This is a genomic window from Mycobacterium yunnanensis, assembly GCF_025823185.1.
GTDB lineage: Bacteria > Actinomycetota > Actinomycetes > Mycobacteriales > Mycobacteriaceae > Mycobacterium > Mycobacterium yunnanensis.
The window spans coordinates 330,410-351,834 of record NZ_JACKVK010000005.1; the positions used below are offsets into that span (position 1 = coordinate 330,410).

Consider the following 21,425-nt stretch of genomic DNA (forward strand, 5'->3'; position numbering starts at 1 on the left):
GTTGTCGCAGGTCGATCAATGCGCGCGTGTCTCGTTTCTTGTCTCGCAGAAGTTCGTCATGAATTTCGGTGATTGCGGGTAGTGAGACGCGCCCCGGCGGTTCGTAGACCTGGCCGCTCACTAGGACCCGGAGCCGGACAGTTGTCGGGACATTAATACTTTGGGTCAAGTTTAACAACGAAGTGCGCCTGTTAATTTGTGCTGCATCTCGACAGTGCTATTAGCTACCGCGCCATGTCCACGAACCGCGACAGATGCAGCTGGTGCGCCACGGTGACCGTCTTCGTCGGTCCTGCGCGGTGTTTTGCGATAATCAGGTCTGCCTCGCCGCCGCGGGGGTCGTCGCGCTCGAAGGCGTCGGGGCGGTGCAGCAGGATCACCATGTCCGCGTCCTGTTCGATGGACCCCGACTCGCGAAGGTCCGACAGCATGGGTTTCTTGTCGGTGCGCTGCTCCGGACCGCGGTTCAGCTGGCTCATCGCCACCACCGGCACTTCGAGCTCCTTGGCGAGAAGCTTGATCTGCCTTGAGAATTCGGAGACTTCCTGCTGGCGGGACTCCACCTTCTTGCCAGACGTCATCAGCTGCAGGTAGTCGACGACGATCAGGCGGAGGTCTGCCTTCTGATGCAGCCGGCGCGCCTTCGCGCGGATCTCCATCATCGTCAGGTTGGGCGAGTCGTCGATGTAGAGCGGCGCCTCGCTGATCTCGCTCATCCGCCGCGCAAGCCGCGTCCAGTCGTCGTCGCTCATCCGCCCCGACCGCATGTCGGCCAGCTTGATCTTCGCCTCGGCCGACAGCAGACGCATGACGATCTCGGACTTGCTCATTTCCAGGGAGAAGATGACGCTCGAATGCCGGTTCTTGATGGAGCACGAACGCAGGAAGTCGAGTCCTAGGGTCGAGTTGTGCGTTGGCACCATCGCGCGGCTGGCCAAATACATGTGGGTTGAGTTGTCGACCTCGACACAACGCACCGGAACGCGTTCGGTCGGGCGAACCGCAACGATGAATCTTGCCCCAGAGCGGGAAACATTCGAAGCAGCGCGTCGCTCTTTGTGCAGCAACGACTTTCGATGCAATCCGAAGACGTCGTCCTGCGTGGCGAACGTGAGCGTGTACGCCGTCGACGACGCTTCGGAGCGCCCTTTCACGCGTTTGGTCGAGGTCTGGCAGCGATATCCCAGACTCACTACGAGCTCAGAAACATCGGATGCCAGCCGCCGGTCGGTGACCGAGAACTGCACGGAACCCCCGTGCGTGACCGTTCCATCAGTATCCAGCAGACCGGCCAACAGGGCCCGACGTTGGGCTTCTGACGCGCGCAAATAGTGGGCAGGGATGTGCTTGTGTCCAAGCACACCTAGGGTTCGCAATCTAGCTTGAAGAGTGCCGACTGCGTTGCGGCACGATTGGCAGAGTCGCATTCCGCTCGATGAACCACCGCACCGTGCACATTGCGGTGTGGGGACTGCATCCGAGCTGAACCGTGCGCGTCCACCACAACTGCGCCCACACGTCCTGACCTGACTGGTGCGCGGAAGGAACTCGTTACCGCAGACGACACATCTGCGAACGGAGATGGCTGGCGCTTCGGGGAGCAGCAGTTGGTATCGATAGATGGCGGACGGCGACTTACGGGCTACCAGCCCTTCAGACTCGATGCGCATGATGATCTCCGGATCAGCGCTCGTTATCTGCGCCGCGGCCGTCGTGCCATCACCGAGCCACGCGCCCAACGTATAAGGCGGAACGAGTAATTCGCGCTCCTCGCCTCGAATCGGTGACGTATTCGCGACCGAGTGGTTCACGCGCTGGTCGACCGTCGGGCAACGCAACGTATCTGCGATCTCGCGGGTGGTCCGCACCGCGGCGAACGTGCGCTGGTTCTTGTACCGGTTGTAGCCGACCGCTGCCGCCTGAGCCGACTTGCGAGATGCACGAGTATCGGTCAACCACTGGTGCTCCGCATCCGCGACGATCACCGTGCCGTCGGAGAACTCGACCTCGTAGCAGGGGCGGCCCGTCATCACCTCGGTTGCCGCGACGACGCGCGTCGGCTCGCCGTCGGGACCAATCAACTCATCACCGACCGCGACGTCGCCCATCGTCGTCCAGCCGGTCGGCGTCGGCAGCGGCGTGTCCAAGGCGAGGGCCTTGCCAACGCCAGGCCTTGCCGCCACCACGATCATCTGACCGGCGTGCAGACCGTTGGTCACCTCGTCGAGTTCGGTGAAGCCGGTCGGCACGCCGCGCGCCACTCCGCCCTGGGAGGCGATCGCGTCGATCTCGTCCATCGTCGGCTGCAGCAGGTGTTCGAGGACCACGAAGTCCTCGGTGGTGCGGCGCTCGGTGACTTCGTAGATCTCTGCCTGCGCCCGGTCGACCACGTCGGCCACGTCCGCCCCGTCGGCCCCGGCGTACCCGTACTGCACGACCCGCGTCCCGGCCTCCACGAGCCGCCGCAGGAGTGACTTCTCCGCCACGATGCCCGCGTAGTACCCGGCGTTGGCCGCCGTCGGCACCGTCGAGATCAGCGTGTGGAGATAGGGGGCCCCACCGATCCGCTTGAGCAGCCCGCGGCGGTCCAGTTCGGCCGCGACGGTGATGGCGTCGGCCGGCTCACCCCGACCGTAGAGGTCGAGGATTGCGTCGTACACGCTCTGGTGGGCGGGACGGTAGAAGTCCCCCGGGCGCAGCCGCTCCAAGACGTCGGCGATCGCATCCTTGGACAGCAGCATGCCGCCCAGCACCGACTGCTCGGCGGCCATGTCCTGCGGGGGCTGGCGGCCGTACTCCTCGGCTGGCGGACCGTCCTGCTCGGGCCGACCTCCGGATTGACCACCCGGCCGGCCCAGATCGTCGACGACAGCCACGAAGCGTCCACCTCCCCCTTCACGTCAGTCGATGTCGAACACAGTTTCGATCCTCTGGCCCCGCGAGGATAAGCCCCGGCACCGACGCATCAACTTAAGGACGTTGCTGGAATCGACGCAAACCCTCTCGTGGACAGACCTGTGGACGGCGTGTGCATAGACGAGGTCGGCCATGTTGAGCCCTTGGGGACAACCTGTGCACAAAGATCGGAGAATCCGCGATCACCGCAGATGGGGGCCCTGACGACCGGGTGTCTTCTTGTGGATGCGAATTGCCCGGCGTGTCGTCCGTGGTTGCCGTCTCGGGCGTGTTGTGTTGCGCATTCGGGCACGGAAGGTTAACAGCCGGTTAGTTTCCCAGCGTCGTTCGAACCCGTTGATGTTCGCCAGCGCGCACAGCAACGCCCGGGTGAAGATCGATCTTGCCCTCACCCGGGCGTATGGTGCTGCTGCTGTTATTCGGCGACCACGTTCACGGAAACGCCGACGCTGACCTCGGGGTGCAGGCGCACCGCCACGGCGTAGGTTCCCGTGCTCTTGATGTGGGCCTTCGGCAAGTTGACGGTGCGCCGGTCCAGGTTCGGGCCGCCCGCCTTCTTGATGGCGGAGACGATGTCTCCGGTGGTCACGGAGCCGAACAGCTTGCCCGCGCCGGCGGTGCGCACCGGCAGCGACACCGGGCCCAGCTCTTCGAGAGCGGCCTTGATCTCCTTGGCATGGTCCAGGTCGCGAACGACCTTGGTCTCACGCGCCCGGCGAATCTCTTCGGCCTGACGCTCGGCGCCACGCGACGCCACGATCGCCATGCCGCGGGGCAGCAGGTAGTTGCGGCCGTAGCCGTCCTTGACCTCGACGGCGTCGCCGGCAGAGCCCAAGTGGTCGACCTCAGCGGTCAGAATCAGTTTCATGTCAGTGTCTCTTCGTCTCGTGCGTTCTTAGCGCGACGTCGCGCTGAACGGCAGCAGGGCTACCTCGCGGGCGTTCTTGACGGCGATCGCAATGTCGCGCTGGTGCTGCACGCAGTTACCGGTCACCCGGCGGGCACGGATCTTGCCGCGCTCGCTGATGTAGGTCCGCAGCAACGCGGTGTCCTTGTAGTCGATGACCTGGTTCTTGCCCTTCTTCGAGCAGAACGAGCACTTCCGGGCCTTGACCGGCTTTTCGGGGGCCGGGCGCCTCTTCGTGGAGGAGGACTTCGCCATGTCTATCTCTTTCTCAGTACTTGGAAATCAGTTGATCAGAAGGGAGGTTCTTCGTCGGCGCCGTTGAACGAACCGGACGCGGGAGCGCTGCCCCACGGGTCGTCTCTCGGGCCGTCGTTGGCGGCACTGTTGAAACCTCCACCGGAGGGGCGCGATCCACCGCCACCACCGCCGCCGAAGCCGCCTCCGCCACCACCGCTGCGGCTGGCCTTGTTGACCTTGGCCGTCGCATATCTCAGGGAAGGACCGATCTCGTCGACCTCGAGCTCGACGACGGTGCGCTTCTCACCCTCGCGCGTCTCGTAGGACCGCTGCTTGAGGCGACCCGTCACGATCACCCGCGAGCCGCGGGTGAGGCTCTCGGCCACGTTCTCGGCGGCCTCGCGCCAGATGCTGCACCGCATGAACAGCGGATCGCCGTCTTTCCACTCGTTGGTCTGACGGTCCATCATCCGAGGCGTCGACGCCACCGTGAAGTTGGCGACGGCGGCCCCGGACGGCGTGAACCGCAGCTCGGGATCGGCGGTCAGGTTTCCGACGATGGTGAGGTTGGTGTCACCAGCAGCCACGAGAGTCCTCCTGAGATTCGGTGGTGATTCGCTTTGGAGCGCAGCCTACGGTTGCGCCCCGACGTGCACGGGCTTTGTGGCCTAGTGCTTGTCGGTCCGCATCACCTTGGTCCGCAGGACGGACTCGTTCAGGCTGAGCTGGCGATCCAGCTCGGACACCGTGGCCGGCTCGGCCTTGACGTCGATGACGGCGTAGATGCCCTCGGGGTGCTTGAGGATCTCGTACGCCAACCGGCGACGGCCCCAGATGTCGATCTTCTCGACGGAGCCGCCGTCCTTGCGGATGACGTTGAGGAACGTCTCCAGCGACGGGGCTACGGTCCGCTCGTCGAGCGTGGGGTCGAGGATGACCATGATTTCGTATGGACGCATGTGGAACCCATCACCTCCTATGGTCGTGTGCGGTCACGGCGTGTTCCGTGACAGGAGGGTCGCCTGCGTCGGCAACTCGTCGAGGTTACAGCAGAACGGTCTGAGCTGCGAAATCGCTCGGCGTCAGCCGCCCTCGGCGGTCCGCTTGATCGCCGCCAGCGTCACCGGGATGCCCGCCCTGGCCGCCTTGGTGCGGATCACGATCTGTTCGGGGGCCTTCTCGCCGTATCGGCCTTCGAAGCCCGCGATGCCCTCGGGCTGAAACGCCCAGGACTCGGTGAGGCGCGTGCCCGTCTCGGCCGGTTCGAGGGTGAAGCCCCAACGCACCCAGCCCTCGTTGACCACCCATGCGAACTCGCGGCCGGGGTCGGCGGCCACGACGCGGCTGCGCGTCTCCCACGTTCGAGAGCCGTCGTCGTTGCGTCCGGTGAAGTACGAGCCGACGGACGGGCCATCACCTTCGTCCCACCAGCAGGCCCGGCACTGCGGGCTCCACTCGCCGATCCGGGTCACGTCGGACACCAACGCGTACAGGGTGTCCGCGTCGGTCTCGACCACCACCGAATCGCTGAATTCGAGATCGCTCATGCCGGCGTCAACTCCTTCTCGGGTTCCTCGGTTGGCGAAGGCTGCCGCGGCCGCAGCGACGAGGGCAACCACCTCGGCGGTGCGTCCAGCGCGTCCTCGAAGACGCCGCCCGACGGATCGTCGACGCCGCCGCGCCGGACCAGGTCCAACTCTGGGCGGAGGATCTGTCGAATGACCAAGGCGCACAACGCCATCACGGCGATGTCGCGCAACAGCACCGTCGTCGTGAACCACTCCTGGGGCAGACCCATCTTGGCCTCACCGAACAGGTAGAGCATTCTCGGGACCCAGACCAGGGCGTCGATCGTCATCCACGCCAACAAAACTCGGCGATGTGGCAGCGCGAGTACCGCCAGCGGCACCAGCCACAGCGAGTACTGCGGACTCCACACCTTGTTGGTCAACAGGAAGGCCGCCACGACGAGGAAGGCCAGTTGCGCCATCCGGGGTCGCCGCTGCGCCGTCAACCCGAGGTAACCGATACCGCACAGGCAGGCGGCGAACAGCGCCGCCGTCACCGCGTTGGTGACCGAGGGCGGTTCCCAGAAACCCAGGTTTGGGTCGAAGCCGCGCCATCCGGTGAACGACTTCACGACGTTGTAGATGGAGTCCATGTCGTCACCGCGACGCGTGTTGAGCCGGAAGAACTCCGACCACCCGCGTGGGAACAACACCATGATCGGCAGGTTGACGACCAACCACGTCACGACGGCGACGCCGGCGGTCTTGCCCACCTCGCGCATGCGACCCGTGCGCACCCCGAGGACGACCAACGGGACGAGCAGCAGCAGCGGATAGAGCTTGAGCGCCACGCCAATTCCGATGAGCGCGCCCGCGACCGCCGGTCGACGGCGCGACCACGCCAGCATCGCGCCCGCCGCGCACGCCGTCGCCAGCGCGTCGAAGTTGGTGAAGATCTGGAAGATCACCAAGGGCGACCCCGCCACCAGCGCCGCGTCCCAGATGCGGCGTCCGGCAAGGCGCGTCGTCGCCCACACGGTCGCCAGCCACGCCAACGCCAAGCCGAACGCCGAGATGTTGAAGAACATCACCACCTCGGCAACCACCGGAATCGACACCAGCTTCGTCAGTGCGCTGTACGTCTTCGCCAGCGCCATCGACACATACTGGTAGAGCCCCGTCAGAACGGGATACTCCATGTACCGCACCGCGGGCGTGCCGTCGTACTGCGTTTGAGGCTTGCCAGTGGAATCCTTCTCCGTCCACGACGACTTGTAGGGAAACTTGCCCTGGCTCAACAACTCTGCGGTGTACAGCGGCACCGTGTCGGAGTAGCAGAGCTCGTAGTAGGCGCGCTGGTTCTCCCAGATCGCGACGCGTTGGTCGGCCGTGCCGGTCTTCGTCGACTGCAGGCACGCCGCCTTCGTCGAATAGCCGAACGCCAAGAACAGCAGCGCGATGATCAGCATGACGCGCAGCGGTGTCATGAACCGGGCGCGGCCGATCAGGGCGTGTCTGCCGACGGGCCCGCCGATGGTGCCCGACAGTGCCCTGCCGATGACGTCGGTGCGGCTGGGGAGATCGCGGTCGTCGTCGCTCCGCAGGTCGCCCGCTAGCGGAGCTGGCGATTCAACCGAGGCCAGCGGAGCTGGCGATTCAACCGGAGCCAGTGGAGCTGGCGACGTCGCGCGGTCGGGCTCGGTCACGGCGGCGGGGGCGGCGCGGTGACCGTGGGGGTGGCGGCCGCGGGGTCACCGGGGGGCGGCGGGGCGCCCGGCGGCGGCACCTGAATCGTCGTCGGCGGACCAAACGGGATCGTGATGCCGGGGCCCAACTCGATCGTCGGCTGAATCACCGTCTCCGACGGCGGCGGCGGGGGTGGCGGAGGAGGCGGCGGTGCGGCAGGCACGCCTGCATAACCGCCGATCTCGGTCGGCTTCGGGAAGGACTCGTCGTCGGTGCCCTGCAGCGCACCGTCCATCGTGGACTTCCAGATGTCCGACGGCAGGCCCGAACCGTAGACCGAGCCGCCGGACTTGTTCACCAGCGGCTTGGTGCCCTCGGTGGTACCCACCCACACCGCCGTCGACAGCGACGGGGTGTAGCCGACCATCCACGCGTCGCGGTTGGCGTCGGTGTCGCCCAGCTGGTTGGTGCCGGTCTTCGCGGCCGACGGGCGCCCACCGGCGAGGTTGTGGCCCCGGGAGTAGCCCGCAATCGGCTGCATCGCCGAGGTGACGTTGTCGGCGACGGCCTTGTCGATCTTCTGCTCGCCCGGATCGTCCTGCGCGGCGGCGTCGAAGAGGACCTGACCGTCGGAGCGCACGACCTTCTGGATGAAGTGCGGTCGGTGGTAGATGCCCGAGTCCGCCAGGGTGGCGTACGCCGAGGCCATGTCGAGCACCCGGGACTGGTACTGGCCGAGGACGACGCCGTTGTTGGGCGGGCCGCCCTTGCCGTCCTCGGACAGCGTGTGCTCGACGCCAGGGAAGCTCTCGGCGACGCCCGCGGCGTGCGCGGCGTCGGCGACGTCCTGCGGGCCGTTCTTGAGCTTGAGCATCAGCCGGTAGTAGCTGGTGTTGAGCGACATCTTCAGCGCCTGGGCGATGTTGCAGGTGCCGCAACCCTCCCCGTCCACGTTGCTGATCTTGATGCCGTTGACGTCGACCGGCGAGCTGTCCACCTGGTAGCCAAGGCCGATGCCCTGCTGCAGCGCCGCGACGAGTGCGAAGACCTTGAACGACGAGCCCGTCGGCAACCCGGCCTGGGCGAAGTCGAAGCCGTTGGCGTCCGAACCGCCGTAGTAGGCCTTCACCCCTCCGGTGCGCGGGTCGACCGACACCACGGCCGTGCGCATGTCCGGATCCTGGCCGTCCATGTACTCGGCCACCGCGTCCTCGGCCGCCTTCTGCGCCTTGGGATCGATCGTGGTGGTGACCTGGAGGCCCTCGGTGTTCAACGTCTGTTCGTCGATGTTGAACAGATCCATCAGTTCCTTGGTGACCTGGCGCTCGATGAGGCCATTGGGACCGGTGGTCTGATTCTGCGCGCCCGCCTGCTCCGGCGAGACCGTCGGCGGGAAGACCTGGGCAGCGCGCTCCTGGGGGGACAGCGCGCCGACGGTCACCATGCCGTCGAGCACCCAGTTCCACCGCTCGGCGGAGCCCTCCGGGTCGACGGCGGGGTCCAGCGCCGACGGTTGCTGAATGAGCGCCGCCAACAGGGCGCCCTCGGCGACGTTCAGCTGCTCGACGGGCTTGGCGAAGTACGCCTGCGACGCCGCGGCTATGCCGTACGCGCCGCGGCCGAAGTAGATCATGTTGAGGTAGCTCTCGAGCACCTGGTCCTTGGACCATTCACCCGACATCTTGGTCGAGATGACGAGCTCCTTGGCCTTGCGCACCACGCCGCCGATACCGGAGCGGGCGTCGCCGACCAGGGCGTTCTTGACGTACTGCTGGGTGATCGTCGACCCGCCCTGCAGGTCGCCGCCGAAGATGTTGTTCTTGAACGCCCGGAGGAACCCCGTGAACGAGAAGCCGGGGTTGCTGTAGAAGTCGCGGTCCTCGGCGGCCATCACCGCGTTGCGCACCTGGACCGGAATCTGGTTGATGTCGACGTCGACCCGGTTGCCCTCCGGCGGCACGATCTTGGCGAGTTCGCTGCCGTCGCTGGCCAAGATGGTCGAGACCTGGTTGGTCCGGATGTCGCCGGGCTTGGGAATGTCGACGATCATGTAGGCCATCGCGAAGGTGATGATCGGCAGGACGATGCAGACCGCCAGCGCGATCAGCGACCCGCGGCGAACCCACTTCCAGTTGACGTTGAACTGGCGTCCGCCGGGTCCCTTGCCGCCACCGGGCGGCCCGCCGCGGCCGGGCGGACCCGGCGGCTGCTTGGGCGGCGGCGTCCCGTCCAACGCTGCCTTCACGACGTCGATCGGGTCGCGGTACTGAGGCGGCCGGGCGTCGCGGACCGGCGGGATGATCATCGTCTGCCGGTCGTCGGGGCGCGGCGGACCGCCGGGGCGCGGTATCGCCCGCGTCGCGCCGTCGGACGGTGACGGCGCCGAGTGCCGGGGTGGGACGACGCCGCCGCCGGCCGCGGGTCCCTTGGGGACGTCGTCGGCCGGGCGGTCTGGTCGTCCTTCGCTATTCACTGGCCGTGCGCGCGCCAGAGCGCGCCGTTCGAGTGCCGCGCGCCTTGGGCGGACGGGGCGCCCCCAACACGTAGGACTTGACCAAATGATTCCAACTGCAAGTTCTGCATACCTCCACCACGTGCACCGCGAATTCGTCGAACTTGGCCGCCAGCATCACCAGCTCCTCGGTGGAGCGGGCGGATCCGGACACTGCCCCGAGATGATCGCCGAACACCCACGACACCAGCGTGAGCTGTTCCTTGCGACAGATGGGGCACATCACCTGACTGGACTTGCCGTGGAACTTCGCGGCGCGCAGCAGATACGGATTGGCGTCACATACCTCCGAGACGCCAGTGCGGCCCGAGTACACCTCGGCCAGCAGGGACCGCCGCTTGAGCGCGTAGTCCACCACCTGTCGCTGCAATCGCACGAAGACCAGAGTACGTCGGCCCCCTCGTCGCGCGGCCTCGACTCCGTCACCCGTGGCACGTATTCGGCATCTGGTCTGCGGTGATGGCAGGTGAACTCCTACGATCCGTCCATGGCGACGCGGCGCACAGCAGGTACGCGGGCAAAGGACAGCGACCGCAACAACACCTGCCAGGTACTCGACAGCGCACTCAGCGACGGACAGCTGTCGATGGAGGAGCACCGCACACGCGTGGCCGCCGCCACCAAGGCCGCCACCCTCGGCGATCTGCAGAACCTGGTCGACGACCTACAAAACGACGACGCACCGGTTCAGATGCCCGAACTCAAACGGCCGTCCCCGTTGTCGTCCCCTCGAGGCGGCGCGGGGATCCGCGCGGCCATGGCGGCCGTCCTGGTGGTCTTCGGCATCGCGATCGGGTGGGGGCTCTACGGGAACACCACCTCGCCGTTGAGCTTCACCTCCGACCCGGGCGCCAAGTCCGACGGGATCCCCGCCAAGGTGATCACCCCGCCCAGGCAGCTGCAGTCCCTCGGCGGGCTCACCGGTCTGCTGGAGCAGATGCGCCAACGCTTCGGCGACACGATGGGCTACGGCCTCACCATCTATCCGGAGTACGCCGTGCTCACCCGGCCGGATCCCGCCGACGACCGGCGCACGCTCAGCTACACCTACCGGGGCGGGTTCGACGACCCGTCCACGTCGTCGAAGGGCGACGACGACGTGGTCGTCGACTTAGCCGCCTTCGACGTCAAGACCGCGGTGGGCCTGCTGCGCGGCGCCCCCGAGATGGTCGGCCTGCAACTCAAGGACGTCAAGGCCGACAGCACCTATCTGACGGTCGACCCGAGCCGTGACCCCACCACGCCTGGCGCGCTGACTCTGCGCGCCAGCGTTTCAAGCGACTTCGGCAGCGGATCGGTCACCTTCGCCGGCGACGGCACCATCAAGCGCGTCGACCCCGCGGACGACTGACGCCCAACTGGCGCCCGACTGGCGCACTTTCCAAAGTGTTGTGTATGTTCGGTCCACGTGCCGCCGTTTATATCGGCGCGATATAGTTTTGCAACGCGTCGAGGCGTCGTAGCGGCTAAGCAAGGGAGGTGATTCGGTGCTGGAGCTCGCGATCTTGGGACTGCTCATCGAGTCGCCGATGCACGGCTACGAGCTGCGCAAGCGGTTGACCGGCCTGCTCGGAGCCTTCCGTGCGTTCTCCTACGGCTCGCTGTATCCGGCCCTGCGTCGCATGCAGGCCGACGGGCTGATCGTCGAGGAGTCGGCGCCCGTGGGTGCGGTCAAGGTGCGCCGAGCCCGCCGGGTGTACGTGCTCACCGACGCCGGAAAGCACCGCTTCACCGAACTCGTCGCCGACACCGGCCCACAGAACTACACCGACGACGGTTTCGGCGTTCATCTGGCCTTCTTCAACCGCACCCCGGCCGAGGCCAGGATGCGCATCCTGGAGGGTCGCCGCCGTCAGGTGGAGGAACGCCGCGAAGGCCTGCGTGAAGCCATCGCGCGCGCCAGTAATTCTCTTGACCGCTACACCCGCCAGCTTCACCAACTCGGGCTCGAATCCAGTGAGCGCGAAGTCAAGTGGCTCAACGACCTGATCGCGGCCGAACGCATCGCCGCGCCGGGTCGACCCGAGACCACCCCCGAACAACAGCCCTGAACCCCCAGACCCGCTGCGCAGTATCAGTACGAGAAGGAGATCGCCCCATGTCCGAGTCGAATGAAATCCGGGTCGCCATCGTCGGCGTCGGCAACTGCGCCTCGTCGCTGGTGCAGGGTGTGCAGTACTACCACGACGCCGACGAGAACTCGACCGTCCCCGGCCTGATGCACGTCAAGCTCGGCAAGTACCACGTGCGCGACGTGCAGTTCGTCGCCGCGTTCGACGTGGACGCCAAGAAGGTCGGCTTCGACCTCTCCGAGGCCATCTTCGCCTCCGAGAACAACACCATCAAGATCGCCGACGTGCCGCCCACCAACGTCACCGTGCAGCGTGGGCCGACCCTCGACGGCATCGGCAAGTACTACTCCGAGACCATCGAGGTGTCCGACACCGAGGCCGTCGACGTCGTCAAGGCCCTCAAGGACGCGAAGGTCGACGTGATGGTGTCCTACCTCCCGGTGGGCTCCGAAGAGGCCGACAAGTTCTACGCCCAGTGCGCCATCGACGCCGGCGTCGCCTTCGTCAACGCGCTGCCCGTCTTCATCGCCTCCGATCCCGTGTGGGCCGAGAAGTTTCGTGCCGCAGGCGTTCCCATCGTCGGTGACGACATCAAGAGCCAGGTCGGCGCCACCATCACCCACCGCGTGATGGCCAAGCTGTTCGAAGATCGCGGCGTGCAGCTCGACCGCACCATGCAGCTCAACGTCGGCGGCAACATGGACTTCCTCAACATGCTCGAGCGCTCGCGCCTGGAGTCGAAGAAGATCTCCAAGACCCAGGCCGTCACCAGCAACCTGCAGCGCGAGTTCAACACCAAGGACGTCCACATCGGCCCGTCGGATCACGTCGGCTGGCTCGACGACCGCAAGTGGGCTTACGTGCGACTCGAGGGCCGCGCCTTCGGTGACGTGCCGCTGAACCTGGAGTACAAGCTCGAAGTGTGGGACTCCCCCAACTCGGCCGGCGTCATCATCGACGCGGTCCGCGCCGCCAAGATCGCCCTGGACCGTGGCATCGGCGGACCGGTCGAGGCCGCCTCGGCCTACCTGATGAAGAGCCCGCCCAAGCAGCTGGCCGACGACATTGCGCGGGCCCAGCTGGAGAGCTTCATCGAGGGCTAGTTGCCTTCACCCCTCACCATCGAGTGTGCAGTGAGATCGCGATATTCGCGGTTTGGTCGATCCCACAGCACACTCGATGTGGTTGGGGGCTGTGGGTAGTGTCGAGCGATGGCGGAGATCACCGACGACGACCTGCTGGGCCTCGACGAATTCGCGCTGCTGCCCGAGAACGCCGAACAGATCGGCGCCACCGGTCCCCTGCCGCCGGTCCGACGACTGGAATCCGGCCCCGTCAGCGCCCTGAAGTGGGGCTCGGAGGATCCCCAGGTGGTCTTCCTGCACGGCGGCGGGCAAAACGCCCACACCTGGGACACCGTCATCCTCGGTCTCGGCGTGCCCGCGCTGGCCGTCGACCTGCCCGGGCACGGCCGCTCCGCCTGGCGGGCGGACGGTGACTACGGACCCAAGCTCAACGCCGACACGCTGGCGCCGGTCATCCGCGACTGGGCGCCCACCCCGCGCCTGGTCGTCGGCATGTCCCTTGGCGGGCTGACCGCGCTGCGGCTCGCCGCGACCCAGCCCGCGATGGTGCCCGAGCTGGTGCTCGTCGACGTGACCCCGTCGGCGCCGGAACGCCACGAACGGATGACCCAGGCCCAAATGGGCACCGTCGCCCTGGTACGCGGTGAGCGCACCTTCCCCACCTTCGAATCGATGCTCGACGCCACCGTGGCGCTGGCACCCAATCGCGACCGAAACTCGTTGCGGCGCGGAGTGTTCCACAACAGCAAGCAGCTCGACGACGGCACCTGGACGTGGCGTTACGACTCCTTCCGCAAGGGCGACGGGTTCGAGGGCCTGTGGGACGACGTGCCGTCAATCACGATGCCGACGACGTTGATTCGGGGGGCCAACTCCCACTTCGTCGACGACGCCGACGCCGAGGCGTTCGCCGCGTCGGCGCCGGGCTTCGTCCGTACCCACGTGGTCGCCGACTCCGGGCACTCGGTGCAGGGCGATCAGCCGGCGGCGCTCGTCGGAATCCTCCGCGGCGTGCTGGCGGGTTAAGACTCCGTTCACCCAATGCTTCACAGCTGAACACCAGCGACCCGTAAGTTTCGGCGCACTGGCCCAGCCCGGCCGGTGTCGTCGTCGCAAAGGACTCCCCCACGCATGTCGCTGGTGCCGTTGAACCTGTTCGTCAACCACGACGGTCGCTCCGCGCGGCAGCACGTCACCTGCCGGTACAAGTGCGGTGACGCCTGCTCGCAGCCGGCGCCCAACTCCAGTGACAACGAATACTTCGGCGAGGTGGTCAAGCGAGTGTCGCGGCGAACGTTGTTGCGCGGCGCCGGCGTCACCGTGCTGGCCGTTGGCGCCGGGTCGGCGCTGGCCGCCTGCAGCACCGACACTCCCCCGGCGGCCAGTCCCACCCCGGAGGCCCCAAAGCCCAACGCGGGCATGAACTTCGCCTCGGTGGCACCCAACAGCGACGACGCCGTGGTCATCCCCGAGGGCTATCGCCAATCAGTGGTCATCAGCTGGGGTGATCCCATTCTGGCCGGCGCCCCCGCGTTCGACGTGGCCAAGCAGACCGCCGCGGCGCAGCGTGGCCAGTTCGGGTTCAACAACGACTTCGCCGGCCTGCTGCCCATTCCCGGCAGCACCGACCACTTCCTGCTGGTGACCAACCACGAGTACACCACCGAGCAGTTCATGCACCCCGGCTACGACGCCGACGAGCCCACCCGCGAGCAGTTCGACATCTCGATTGCCGCGCATGGGCTCTCGGTGGTCGAGGTCGAGCGGACCGCCAACGGTCTCGCGCCGGTGATGGGCCGTTACAACCGGCGGATCACCGCCGACACCCCGATGACGCTGACGGGCCCCGCCGCGGGCAGCGACTTCGTCAAGACTGCCGCCGACCCCGACGGCCGCACCGTGGCGGGCACGTTCGCCAACTGCGCAGGCGGCGTCACCCCCTGGGGCACGGTGCTCTCCGGGGAGGAGAACTTCAACGGGTACTTCGGGGCGCCGGAGGGCGCACCGGTCAGCCCGGTCCGCTCCGACCAGCTGAAGCGCTATGGCGTCAAAGTCGAAGCGAGCGAGAGGAAGTGGGAGACCTTTGATCCGCGTTTCGACGTCGGCGCCACGCCGAACGAGGTGAACCGCTTCGGCTACGTGGTCGAGGTCGACCCGTGGGATCCCGCCTCACGACCGGTCAAGCACTCCGCGATGGGGCGGCTCAAGCACGAAGGCGCCACCGTCTACGTCACCGGCGACGGCACCGTCGTCTCGTACACCGGCGACGACGAGCGCTTCGACTACATGTACAAGTTCGTCTCCTCCAAGAAGGTCGTCCAGGGCACGTCTCGAGAAGTCATGGCGCAGAACATGACGATCCTCGACGAAGGCACCCTGTACGTCGCCAAGCTCTCCAGCGACATCCCGGGAGACCAGATCGACGGCTCCGGCACCCTGCCCGCCAAGGGGTCCTTCAGCGGCACCGGCACCTGGCTCCCGCTGCTTCGCTCCGGCCCGAACGGCCAGGCCGAGTCGCTCGTACCCGGCGTCAGTGCCCAGGAGGCGGCGGTGTTCACCCGCTTCGCCGCCGACAAGGCCGGAGCCACCAAGATGGACCGGCCCGAGGACTTCGAGGCCAATCCGAAGACCGGCAAGGTGTACGTCGCGCTGACCAACAACGACGAGCGCGGCGCGCCCGGCGAAGCGGCACCCGACGCGGCCAATCCCCGCAACGACAACAAGAGCGGGCAGATCCTGGAGATCACCGACGACCACGCTGGCACCACCTTCACCTGGGAGCTGCTGCTGGTGTGCGGCGACCCGGCCGCCGCCGACACGTACTTCGCCGGCTTCGACAAGAGCCGCGTCAGCCCCATCTCGTGCCCCGACAACCTGGCCTTCGACAGCCACGGCAACCTGTGGATCTCTACCGACGGCAACGCGCTGGATTCCAACGACGGCCTCTTCGCGGTCGCGCTCGACGGGCCCAATCGTGGTGAGACCAAACAGTTCCTGACCGTCCCGCTCGGCGCCGAGACATGCGGGCCCGTCGTCACCGACGACCTCGTCACCGTCTGCGTGCAACACCCCGGCGAGAGCGACGACAACAGTCTCGACGACCCCCTGTCACGGTGGCCGGAGGGCGGCAACGGCACCGCACGCCCGTCAGTGGTCGTGGTCTGGCGGGACTCGGGGAACATCGGTGTGTAGCTCGCGTGGGACAACTCGTGGGAGAAGGGGTAAGCAGTAGCCATGAGCTTCCCCACTCGTATCGGCGTCCAACTCCAACCCCAGCACTCCCCCAACTACGGCCATCTGCGCGACGCGGTCCGGCGCTGCGAGGACATCGGCGTCGACGTCGCCTTCAACTGGGACCACTTCTATCCGCTCTACGGTGATACCGACGGCGCCCACTACGAATGTTGGACGATGCTCGGCGCGTGGGCCGAGCAGACCTCGCGCATCGAGATCGGCGCACTGGTGACCTGCAACTCCTACCGCAACCCCGAACTGCTCGCCGACATGGCGCGCACCGTCGACAACATCAGCGACGGCAGGCTGATCCTGGGCATCGGGTCCGGCTGGAAGCAAAAGGACTACGACGAATACGGCTACGACTTCGGCACCGTCGGCAGCCGGCTCGACGACCTCGCGGCGGCCATGCCGCGCATCACCTCCCGGCTCGGCAAGCTCAATCCCGCACCGGTGCGCGACATTCCGATCCTCATCGGCGGGCAGGGCGAGAAGAAGACGCTGCGCCTGGTCGCGCAGTACGCCCACCTGTGGCACGGCTTCACCACCACCGAGACCTACCCGGAGAAGGCCGCCGTGCTCGACGGTCACTGCGCCGACGTCGGCCGCGATCCCTCGGAGATCGAGCGGTCGGCGGGCGTAGAGGCCGGCAAGGGCACCGACGCGCTGCTGGCCGACGCCGAGGCGCTCGTCGGACTGGGGGTCAGTCTGCTGACCATCGGCGTCAACGGGCCCGACTACGACCTCAGCGCCGCCGAAGCGCTGTGCCGCTGGCGCGACTCTCGATCCTGAACCGTTTGCGTTCCAGATGAGCCCAACGGCTGGCAGCGAGGACGACGGACGTTAGGTTGCTCTGATGACCGCCGAGCGTATGTACAAGGGCGTCGTCCTCGCGTTGATCTCACTCGTCGTCATGACGATGGCATTCGCGCCAACGGCCGCCGCCGACAGCGACCAGTGCGCGCCGCCGGGTGTCGAGAGCGCCAGTTCGTTGCCGACCAACTTGGCATCGGCGGCCAAGGGACCCGCCGCCGACAAGTACACGACCCCGGGCGTCGAGCCGCTGCCGGTGGACGTCAACGCCTTGGGCCTCGGCACCCCAGGCACGTTGACGGTCGGCACGCTGTCGGACGCGCCGCCCAGCATCTGCATCGACTCGAAGGGCCAGTTCACCGGATTCGACAACGAGCTGCTGCGCGCGGTCGCCGACAAACTGGGCCTGAAGGTCAACTTCGTCGGTACCGACTTCTCCGGTCTGCTGGCCCAGGTGGCGGCGCGACGCTTCGACGTCGGCTCGTCGTCGATCACCACCACCGACGCCAGGCGGCAGACCGTCGGCTTCACCAACGGCTACGACTTCGGCTACTTCTCCCTGGTGGTCCCGCCGGGTTCGCCGATCAAGGGCTTCTCGCAATTGGCTGCCGGACAACGCATCGGCGTCGTCCAGGGCACCGTCCAGGAGGCCTACGTCGTCGACACCCTCGGGCTGGACCCGGTGAAGTTCCCCGACTACAACACCGTCTACGGGAGCCTCAAGACCCGCCAGATCGACGCCTGGGTCGCACCGTCACAGCAGGCCGTGGGCACGGTCAAGGCCGGTGACCCCGCGCAGATCGTCGAGAACACCTTCAGCCTGGACAACTTCGTCGCCTACGCGGTGGCCAAGGAGAACAAGCCGCTCATCGACGCGCTCAACGCCGGTCTCGACGCCGTGATCGCCGACGGCACCTGGTCGAAGTTGTACTCCGACTGGGTTCCCCGCGCCCTGCCCCCGGGCTGGAAACCGGGCTCCAAGGCCGCGCCCGCACCGGTCCTCCCGGACTTCAACGCCATCGCGGCGAAGGCGACACCGCGGGCCGACAACTCCGGTGTCGCACCGAAATCCGTCGTCCAGCAGCTCAAGGATTCCTTCCTGGACTGGGAGCTGTACAAGCGCGCCGTCCCGGACCTCTTCAAGACGGGTCTGCCCAACACCCTCATCCTGACCGTCAGCGCGAGCATCATCGGCCTGGTCCTCGGAATGGGCCTCGCCGTCGCCGGCATCTCGAAGGCGCGGTGGCTGAGGTGGCCAGCGCGGGTGTACACCGACGTGTTCCGCGGCCTGCCAGAGGTCGTGATCATCCTGATCATCGGCCTTGGCGTCGGACCCATCGTCGGAGAGCTGACCGGCAACAACCCCTATCCCCTTGGCATTGCCGCTCTCGGGTTGATGGCGGCGGCCTACATCGGCGAGATCCTGCGCTCGGGCATTCAGAGCGTCGAGGCCGGGCAGCTCGAAGCGTCCCGTGCACTGGGCTTCAGCTACACGTCGTCGATGCGGCTGGTCATCGTGCCCCAGGGCGTTCGACGCGTGCTACCGGCACTGGTCAACCAGTTCATCTCGCTGCTGAAGGCCTCGTCGCTGGTGTACTTCCTCGGTCTGGTCGCCAGCCAGCGCGAACTGTTCCAGGTGGGCCGAGATCTCAACGCCCAGACGGGCAATCTCTCACCCCTGGTCGCGGCTGGCATCTTCTACCTCGCACTGACCATTCCGCTGACCCATCTGGTCAACTACATCGACGCGCGCCTTCGACGCGGCAAGCACGTCGCCGACTCCGAAGACCCCGCCAGCCCCGCCGCGACCCAGGAGATGGTGTGAGCGCCACAGTGAAGTTCGAACCAGTGTCACTGCAAGCCAACGACATTCACCTGTCTTTCGGGTCCAACGCCGTGCTGCGGGGCATCGACCTCGACGTACCCGCCGGCACCACCACCGCGGTGATCGGACCCTCGGGTTCGGGCAAGTCGACCCTCCTGCGGGCGTTGAACCGGCTACACGAACCGCACCGCGGCGACATCCTGCTCGACGGACGCTCGGTACTCAAGGACAGCCCCGACGAGCTGCGCCAGCGCATCGGCATGGTGTTCCAGCAGTTCAACCTCTTCCCGCACCGCACCGTGCTCGACAACGTGACGCTCGCCCCCCGACGGCTCAAGAAGCTCGACGCCGACGCGGCGCGCGAACTCGGCCTCGCTCAATTGGAGCGAGTCGGGTTGCGGCACAAGGCGCAAGTGCGACCGGCCACCCTGTCCGGCGGCCAGCAGCAACGCGTCGCCATCGCGCGCGCCCTCGCGATGGCGCCCCAGGTGATGTTCTTCGACGAGGCAACCTCGGCGCTGGACCCCGAACTGGTCAAGGGCGTGCTGGCGCTCATCGCCGAGCTGGGTAAGGACGGCATGACGATGGTGGTGGTCACCCACGAGATGGGCTTCGCACGGTCGGCCGCCGACTCCGTGGTCTTCATGGATCACGGCAAGGTCGTCGAGACGGGCACGCCCCAACAGATCTTCTCCGACGCCGGAACTGACCGCCTCCGTCAATTCCTGTCCCAGGTGTTGTAGCGATCTACCCGCTGGTGAGGATCAATCACGGCATGTCGAGCTGCCAGCGGAGACGACAGGTTAGACTAGCGAATCATGGTAGAGACCGAACCGCAGGTCACTGAGCTGGCCGGAGAGCTGCAGCAGGTGCTCTCCAAGCTCTTCTCCGTCCTGCGTCGTGGCGACTCCAATCGGAACATGCCCGAGGGCGGCGCCGATCTCACCCTGGCGCAGCTGTCGATCCTGCTGACGCTGCTCGACCTCGGGCCCATCCGCATGACCGAGCTCGCGGCGCACGAACGCGTGCGTACGCCGACGACCACCGTGGCGATCCGCCGGCTGGAGAAGCTGGGGTTGGTCAAGCGCTCCCGTGACCCCTCCGACCTGCGGGCGGTCCTGGTAGACGTCACCCCGCGCGGTCTGGTCCAGCACCGCGAGGCGCTGGCCACGCGACGGGCTCAGATCGCCGGCATGTTGACGAAGCTCAGCGTCGAGGAACGCGAGACGCTGGCCAAAGCGCTTGCCCCCCTTGCTCGTTTGGCCGAGCAGGGCGACTAGCCGAGCCAGTCCAGCACGGCTGCGGCGGTCCACGACTGTTGCATGCTGCCCAGTGGTTCCCCGGTGAACGGCTCGTAGTACTCGGCGAACGTGCCGTCGCTGGCCTGCCGCAACCCCTCCCGGCGCAAGTTCGACGAACGCTCGGCCCAGCCGCGACGCGCGAAGCACCAGGAGAACAACCACGTCAGCACCGGCCAGACCGGGCCGCGCCAGTACTCACGCGCCCGGAAGTCGCGCGACACCGGCGACGTCGACGGAATCAGGGCGTACTTCAGGTCGGGGTGCCCGCAGAACCTGGGCCCCTCGAAGCGCTTGAGCAGCGCACGTTCCCGGTCGTGGGACAGGCCGCCGCACAGGAGCGGCGAGAACTGCGCCACCGTCTCGGTGGCGATCCACTTCTGCGACCGGAGATCGTAATCCCTTGCCGCACTGGTACGTTCGTCGACCGAATCGACGACGCCACGGCGGAACCGTTCGGCCCAGGCGTACAGGTCACGTACGTCGGAATGCGGCCGCTTGTAGTCCTCACCGATCTCGGCGAGGACCGTACACGCCACCGACAGGATGGCCGAGACGAAGACGTCCTCCACCGCGAAGCTCATCACGGTGGGCAGCAGCAGGTCGTCGTAGTTGACCGACTTCATCTGCTCGACCAGCCAGATGTAGCGGTCGTACTCCAGGTCCGACGGCCGCTGCGACGCGTCGGTGACGATGGCGTTGTCCTCACGCTGGTACGGCGGCATCGGACCGGGAGTCACGTTGGCGTAGGCCGCATCCCACCGCGGCGAGTTGTCCATGCCGGACTCCCACCCGTGGTACAGCGTCACCCGTCCCCTGGCGTCGGGGTCACGGGCCTCGGCGAGCCACCGGTGCCACCGCACCAGGTCACTCCACCGGCGGTCCAGGAACGCCTCGGCGACCGCACGCGTCGAACGGCCCCGGGTGCGCGCGTTGTCCAGGATGCGCTGGACCGCGATCGCGTGCACCGGAGGCTGCGTGATGCCGGAGGTCAGCCGGCCCAGTGGGGCGTCGGCCGCGAGCGTCGAGGTCGCCCACCGCGCCGGACCGGGAAAGTAGCCGTCGACGCCGTTGGCGAACACGATGTGCGGGATCATGCCGTTCTTCCACTGCGCCGAGAGCAGGGTGTCCAGCTCGACGACGGCGCGCTCGACGCTCAACGGGGCCAGGCCGATCGACACGAAGGCCGCGTCCCAGCTCCACATGTGCGGGTACAGCAGGGGCGCGGCAGTGGTCATCACACCCAGGTCGTTGCCCCGCAACAGATAGGCGGCGCGGGCGGCGAGCTGGGTGGGCGCGAAGTTCGAGTCCGGTGGCATCGGGTCAATCATG

Annotated in this window: 19 protein-coding genes; 9 read left to right on the forward strand and 10 right to left on the reverse strand. The window is 66.9% G+C overall.

The genetic code is table 11. The annotated features are described in order from the left end of the window. Positions 1–224: 224 nt before the first annotated feature. The 9 genes from dnaB to H7K45_RS08885 form a co-directional block, all read right to left on the reverse strand. Positions 225–2,876, reverse strand: a complete 2,652-nt coding sequence (gene dnaB / locus H7K45_RS08845) for a replicative DNA helicase (RefSeq protein WP_372512518.1) — start codon at positions 2,874–2,876, stop codon at positions 225–227. A 455-nt stretch (positions 2,877–3,331) separates the two neighbouring features. Then, entirely contained in the window at positions 3,332–3,784 is a 453-nt protein-coding gene (gene rplI, locus H7K45_RS08850; RefSeq protein WP_263995419.1) for a 50S ribosomal protein L9, read from the reverse strand. Between the two features lie 27 nt (positions 3,785–3,811). Next, positions 3,812–4,078 (reverse strand): 30S ribosomal protein S18, encoded by a 267-nt coding sequence (gene rpsR, locus H7K45_RS08855; protein WP_149479674.1) that lies wholly within the window; start codon positions 4,076–4,078, stop codon positions 3,812–3,814. A gap of 35 nt (positions 4,079–4,113) precedes the next feature. Next, positions 4,114–4,647 carry a single-stranded DNA-binding protein gene (locus H7K45_RS08860; protein ID WP_263995420.1) on the reverse strand — a complete coding sequence of 178 codons (534 nt, stop codon included), beginning with the start codon at positions 4,645–4,647 and terminating at the stop codon, positions 4,114–4,116. Between the two features lie 81 nt (positions 4,648–4,728). After that, a complete protein-coding gene (rpsF, locus tag H7K45_RS08865; RefSeq protein ID WP_263995421.1) occupies positions 4,729–5,019 on the reverse strand; it encodes a 30S ribosomal protein S6 in 291 nt (96 codons plus the stop codon). Between the two features lie 123 nt (positions 5,020–5,142). Further along, positions 5,143–5,607 (reverse strand): SRPBCC family protein, encoded by a 465-nt coding sequence (locus H7K45_RS08870; RefSeq protein WP_263995422.1) that lies wholly within the window; start codon positions 5,605–5,607, stop codon positions 5,143–5,145. Then, complete coding sequence (locus tag H7K45_RS08875) at positions 5,604–7,238, reverse strand: glycosyltransferase family 87 protein (protein ID WP_263995648.1); 1,635 nt, start codon at positions 7,236–7,238, stop codon at positions 5,604–5,606. The genes H7K45_RS08870 and H7K45_RS08875 overlap by 4 nt, the downstream gene beginning before the upstream one ends. A gap of 32 nt (positions 7,239–7,270) precedes the next feature. Next, a complete protein-coding gene (locus H7K45_RS08880) occupies positions 7,271–9,727 on the reverse strand; it encodes a transglycosylase domain-containing protein (protein ID WP_263995423.1) in 2,457 nt (818 codons plus the stop codon). Then, positions 9,720–10,142 carry a DUF5318 family protein gene (locus H7K45_RS08885; protein ID WP_079922399.1) on the reverse strand — a complete coding sequence of 141 codons (423 nt, stop codon included), beginning with the start codon at positions 10,140–10,142 and terminating at the stop codon, positions 9,720–9,722. The genes H7K45_RS08880 and H7K45_RS08885 overlap by 8 nt, the downstream gene beginning before the upstream one ends. Positions 10,143–10,253: 111 nt before the next feature. Here H7K45_RS08885 and H7K45_RS08890 point away from each other — a divergent pair, with 111 nt between their 5' ends. The 9 genes from H7K45_RS08890 to H7K45_RS08930 all read left to right on the forward strand — a co-directional run bounded on the left by H7K45_RS08890 (position 10,254) and on the right by H7K45_RS08930 (position 20,075). After that, complete coding sequence (locus H7K45_RS08890; protein ID WP_263995424.1) at positions 10,254–11,117, forward strand: DUF1707 domain-containing protein; 864 nt, start codon at positions 10,254–10,256, stop codon at positions 11,115–11,117. Positions 11,118–11,253: 136 nt separating this feature from the next. Beyond that, positions 11,254–11,817: a PadR family transcriptional regulator gene (locus H7K45_RS08895; RefSeq protein ID WP_263995425.1), complete on the forward strand. Its 564-nt coding sequence runs from the start codon at positions 11,254–11,256 to the stop codon at positions 11,815–11,817. Between the two features lie 47 nt (positions 11,818–11,864). Then, positions 11,865–12,941, forward strand: a complete 1,077-nt coding sequence (locus H7K45_RS08900; RefSeq protein WP_263995426.1) for an inositol-3-phosphate synthase — start codon at positions 11,865–11,867, stop codon at positions 12,939–12,941. Between the two features lie 108 nt (positions 12,942–13,049). Next, positions 13,050–13,949, forward strand: coding sequence for an Rv0045c family esterase (locus tag H7K45_RS08905; protein WP_263995427.1), 900 nt, complete (start codon positions 13,050–13,052; stop codon positions 13,947–13,949). Positions 13,950–14,054: 105 nt separating this feature from the next. Next, positions 14,055–16,115: a PhoX family protein gene (locus tag H7K45_RS08910; protein ID WP_263995428.1), complete on the forward strand. Its 2,061-nt coding sequence runs from the start codon at positions 14,055–14,057 to the stop codon at positions 16,113–16,115. Positions 16,116–16,157: 42 nt separating this feature from the next. Next, positions 16,158–16,949 (forward strand): LLM class F420-dependent oxidoreductase, encoded by a 792-nt coding sequence (locus tag H7K45_RS08915; RefSeq protein ID WP_263995429.1) that lies wholly within the window; start codon positions 16,158–16,160, stop codon positions 16,947–16,949. Between the two features lie 64 nt (positions 16,950–17,013). Then, positions 17,014–18,795, forward strand: a complete 1,782-nt coding sequence (locus H7K45_RS08920; protein ID WP_372512519.1) for an ABC transporter substrate-binding protein/permease — start codon at positions 17,014–17,016, stop codon at positions 18,793–18,795. Then, positions 18,792–19,538 (forward strand): amino acid ABC transporter ATP-binding protein, encoded by a 747-nt coding sequence (locus H7K45_RS08925; protein WP_308206393.1) that lies wholly within the window; start codon positions 18,792–18,794, stop codon positions 19,536–19,538. The genes H7K45_RS08920 and H7K45_RS08925 overlap by 4 nt, the downstream gene beginning before the upstream one ends. Positions 19,539–19,613: 75 nt before the next feature. Then, on the forward strand, positions 19,614–20,075 hold the full coding sequence (locus tag H7K45_RS08930; protein WP_263995430.1) for a MarR family winged helix-turn-helix transcriptional regulator: 462 nt from the start codon (positions 19,614–19,616) through the stop codon (positions 20,073–20,075). On the opposite strand, the gene ggh is transcribed toward H7K45_RS08930, so the two are convergent. Further along, the gene (ggh, locus tag H7K45_RS08935) at positions 20,072–21,412 is read right to left on the reverse strand and encodes a glucosylglycerate hydrolase (RefSeq protein WP_263995431.1); all 1,341 of its coding nucleotides are present in this window, start codon (positions 21,410–21,412) and stop codon (positions 20,072–20,074) included. The genes H7K45_RS08930 and ggh overlap by 4 nt on opposite strands. Positions 21,413–21,425 lie beyond the last annotated feature (13 nt).

Excerpts from the sequence above, each read along its gene's own strand:
- H7K45_RS08870 (WP_263995422.1), bottom strand. The coding sequence starts at position 5,607 with ATGAGCGATCTCGAATTCAGCGATTCGGTGGTGGTCGAGACCGACGCG.
- H7K45_RS08910 (WP_263995428.1), top strand. The coding sequence starts at position 14,055 with ATGTCGCTGGTGCCGTTGAACCTGTTCGTCAACCACGACGGTCGCTCC.
- H7K45_RS08900 (WP_263995426.1), top strand. The coding sequence starts at position 11,865 with ATGTCCGAGTCGAATGAAATCCGGGTCGCCATCGTCGGCGTCGGCAAC.
- rpsF (WP_263995421.1), bottom strand. The coding sequence starts at position 5,019 with ATGCGTCCATACGAAATCATGGTCATCCTCGACCCCACGCTCGACGAG.
- H7K45_RS08920 (WP_372512519.1), top strand. The coding sequence starts at position 17,014 with ATGACCGCCGAGCGTATGTACAAGGGCGTCGTCCTCGCGTTGATCTCA.
- H7K45_RS08890 (WP_263995424.1), top strand. The coding sequence starts at position 10,254 with ATGGCGACGCGGCGCACAGCAGGTACGCGGGCAAAGGACAGCGACCGC.
- ggh (WP_263995431.1), bottom strand. The coding sequence starts at position 21,412 with ATGCCACCGGACTCGAACTTCGCGCCCACCCAGCTCGCCGCCCGCGCC.
- rpsR (WP_149479674.1), bottom strand. The coding sequence starts at position 4,078 with ATGGCGAAGTCCTCCTCCACGAAGAGGCGCCCGGCCCCCGAAAAGCCG.
- H7K45_RS08905 (WP_263995427.1), top strand. The coding sequence starts at position 13,050 with ATGGCGGAGATCACCGACGACGACCTGCTGGGCCTCGACGAATTCGCG.
- H7K45_RS08915 (WP_263995429.1), top strand. The coding sequence starts at position 16,158 with ATGAGCTTCCCCACTCGTATCGGCGTCCAACTCCAACCCCAGCACTCC.
- rplI (WP_263995419.1), bottom strand. The coding sequence starts at position 3,784 with ATGAAACTGATTCTGACCGCTGAGGTCGACCACTTGGGCTCTGCCGGC.
- H7K45_RS08930 (WP_263995430.1), top strand. The coding sequence starts at position 19,614 with ATGGTAGAGACCGAACCGCAGGTCACTGAGCTGGCCGGAGAGCTGCAG.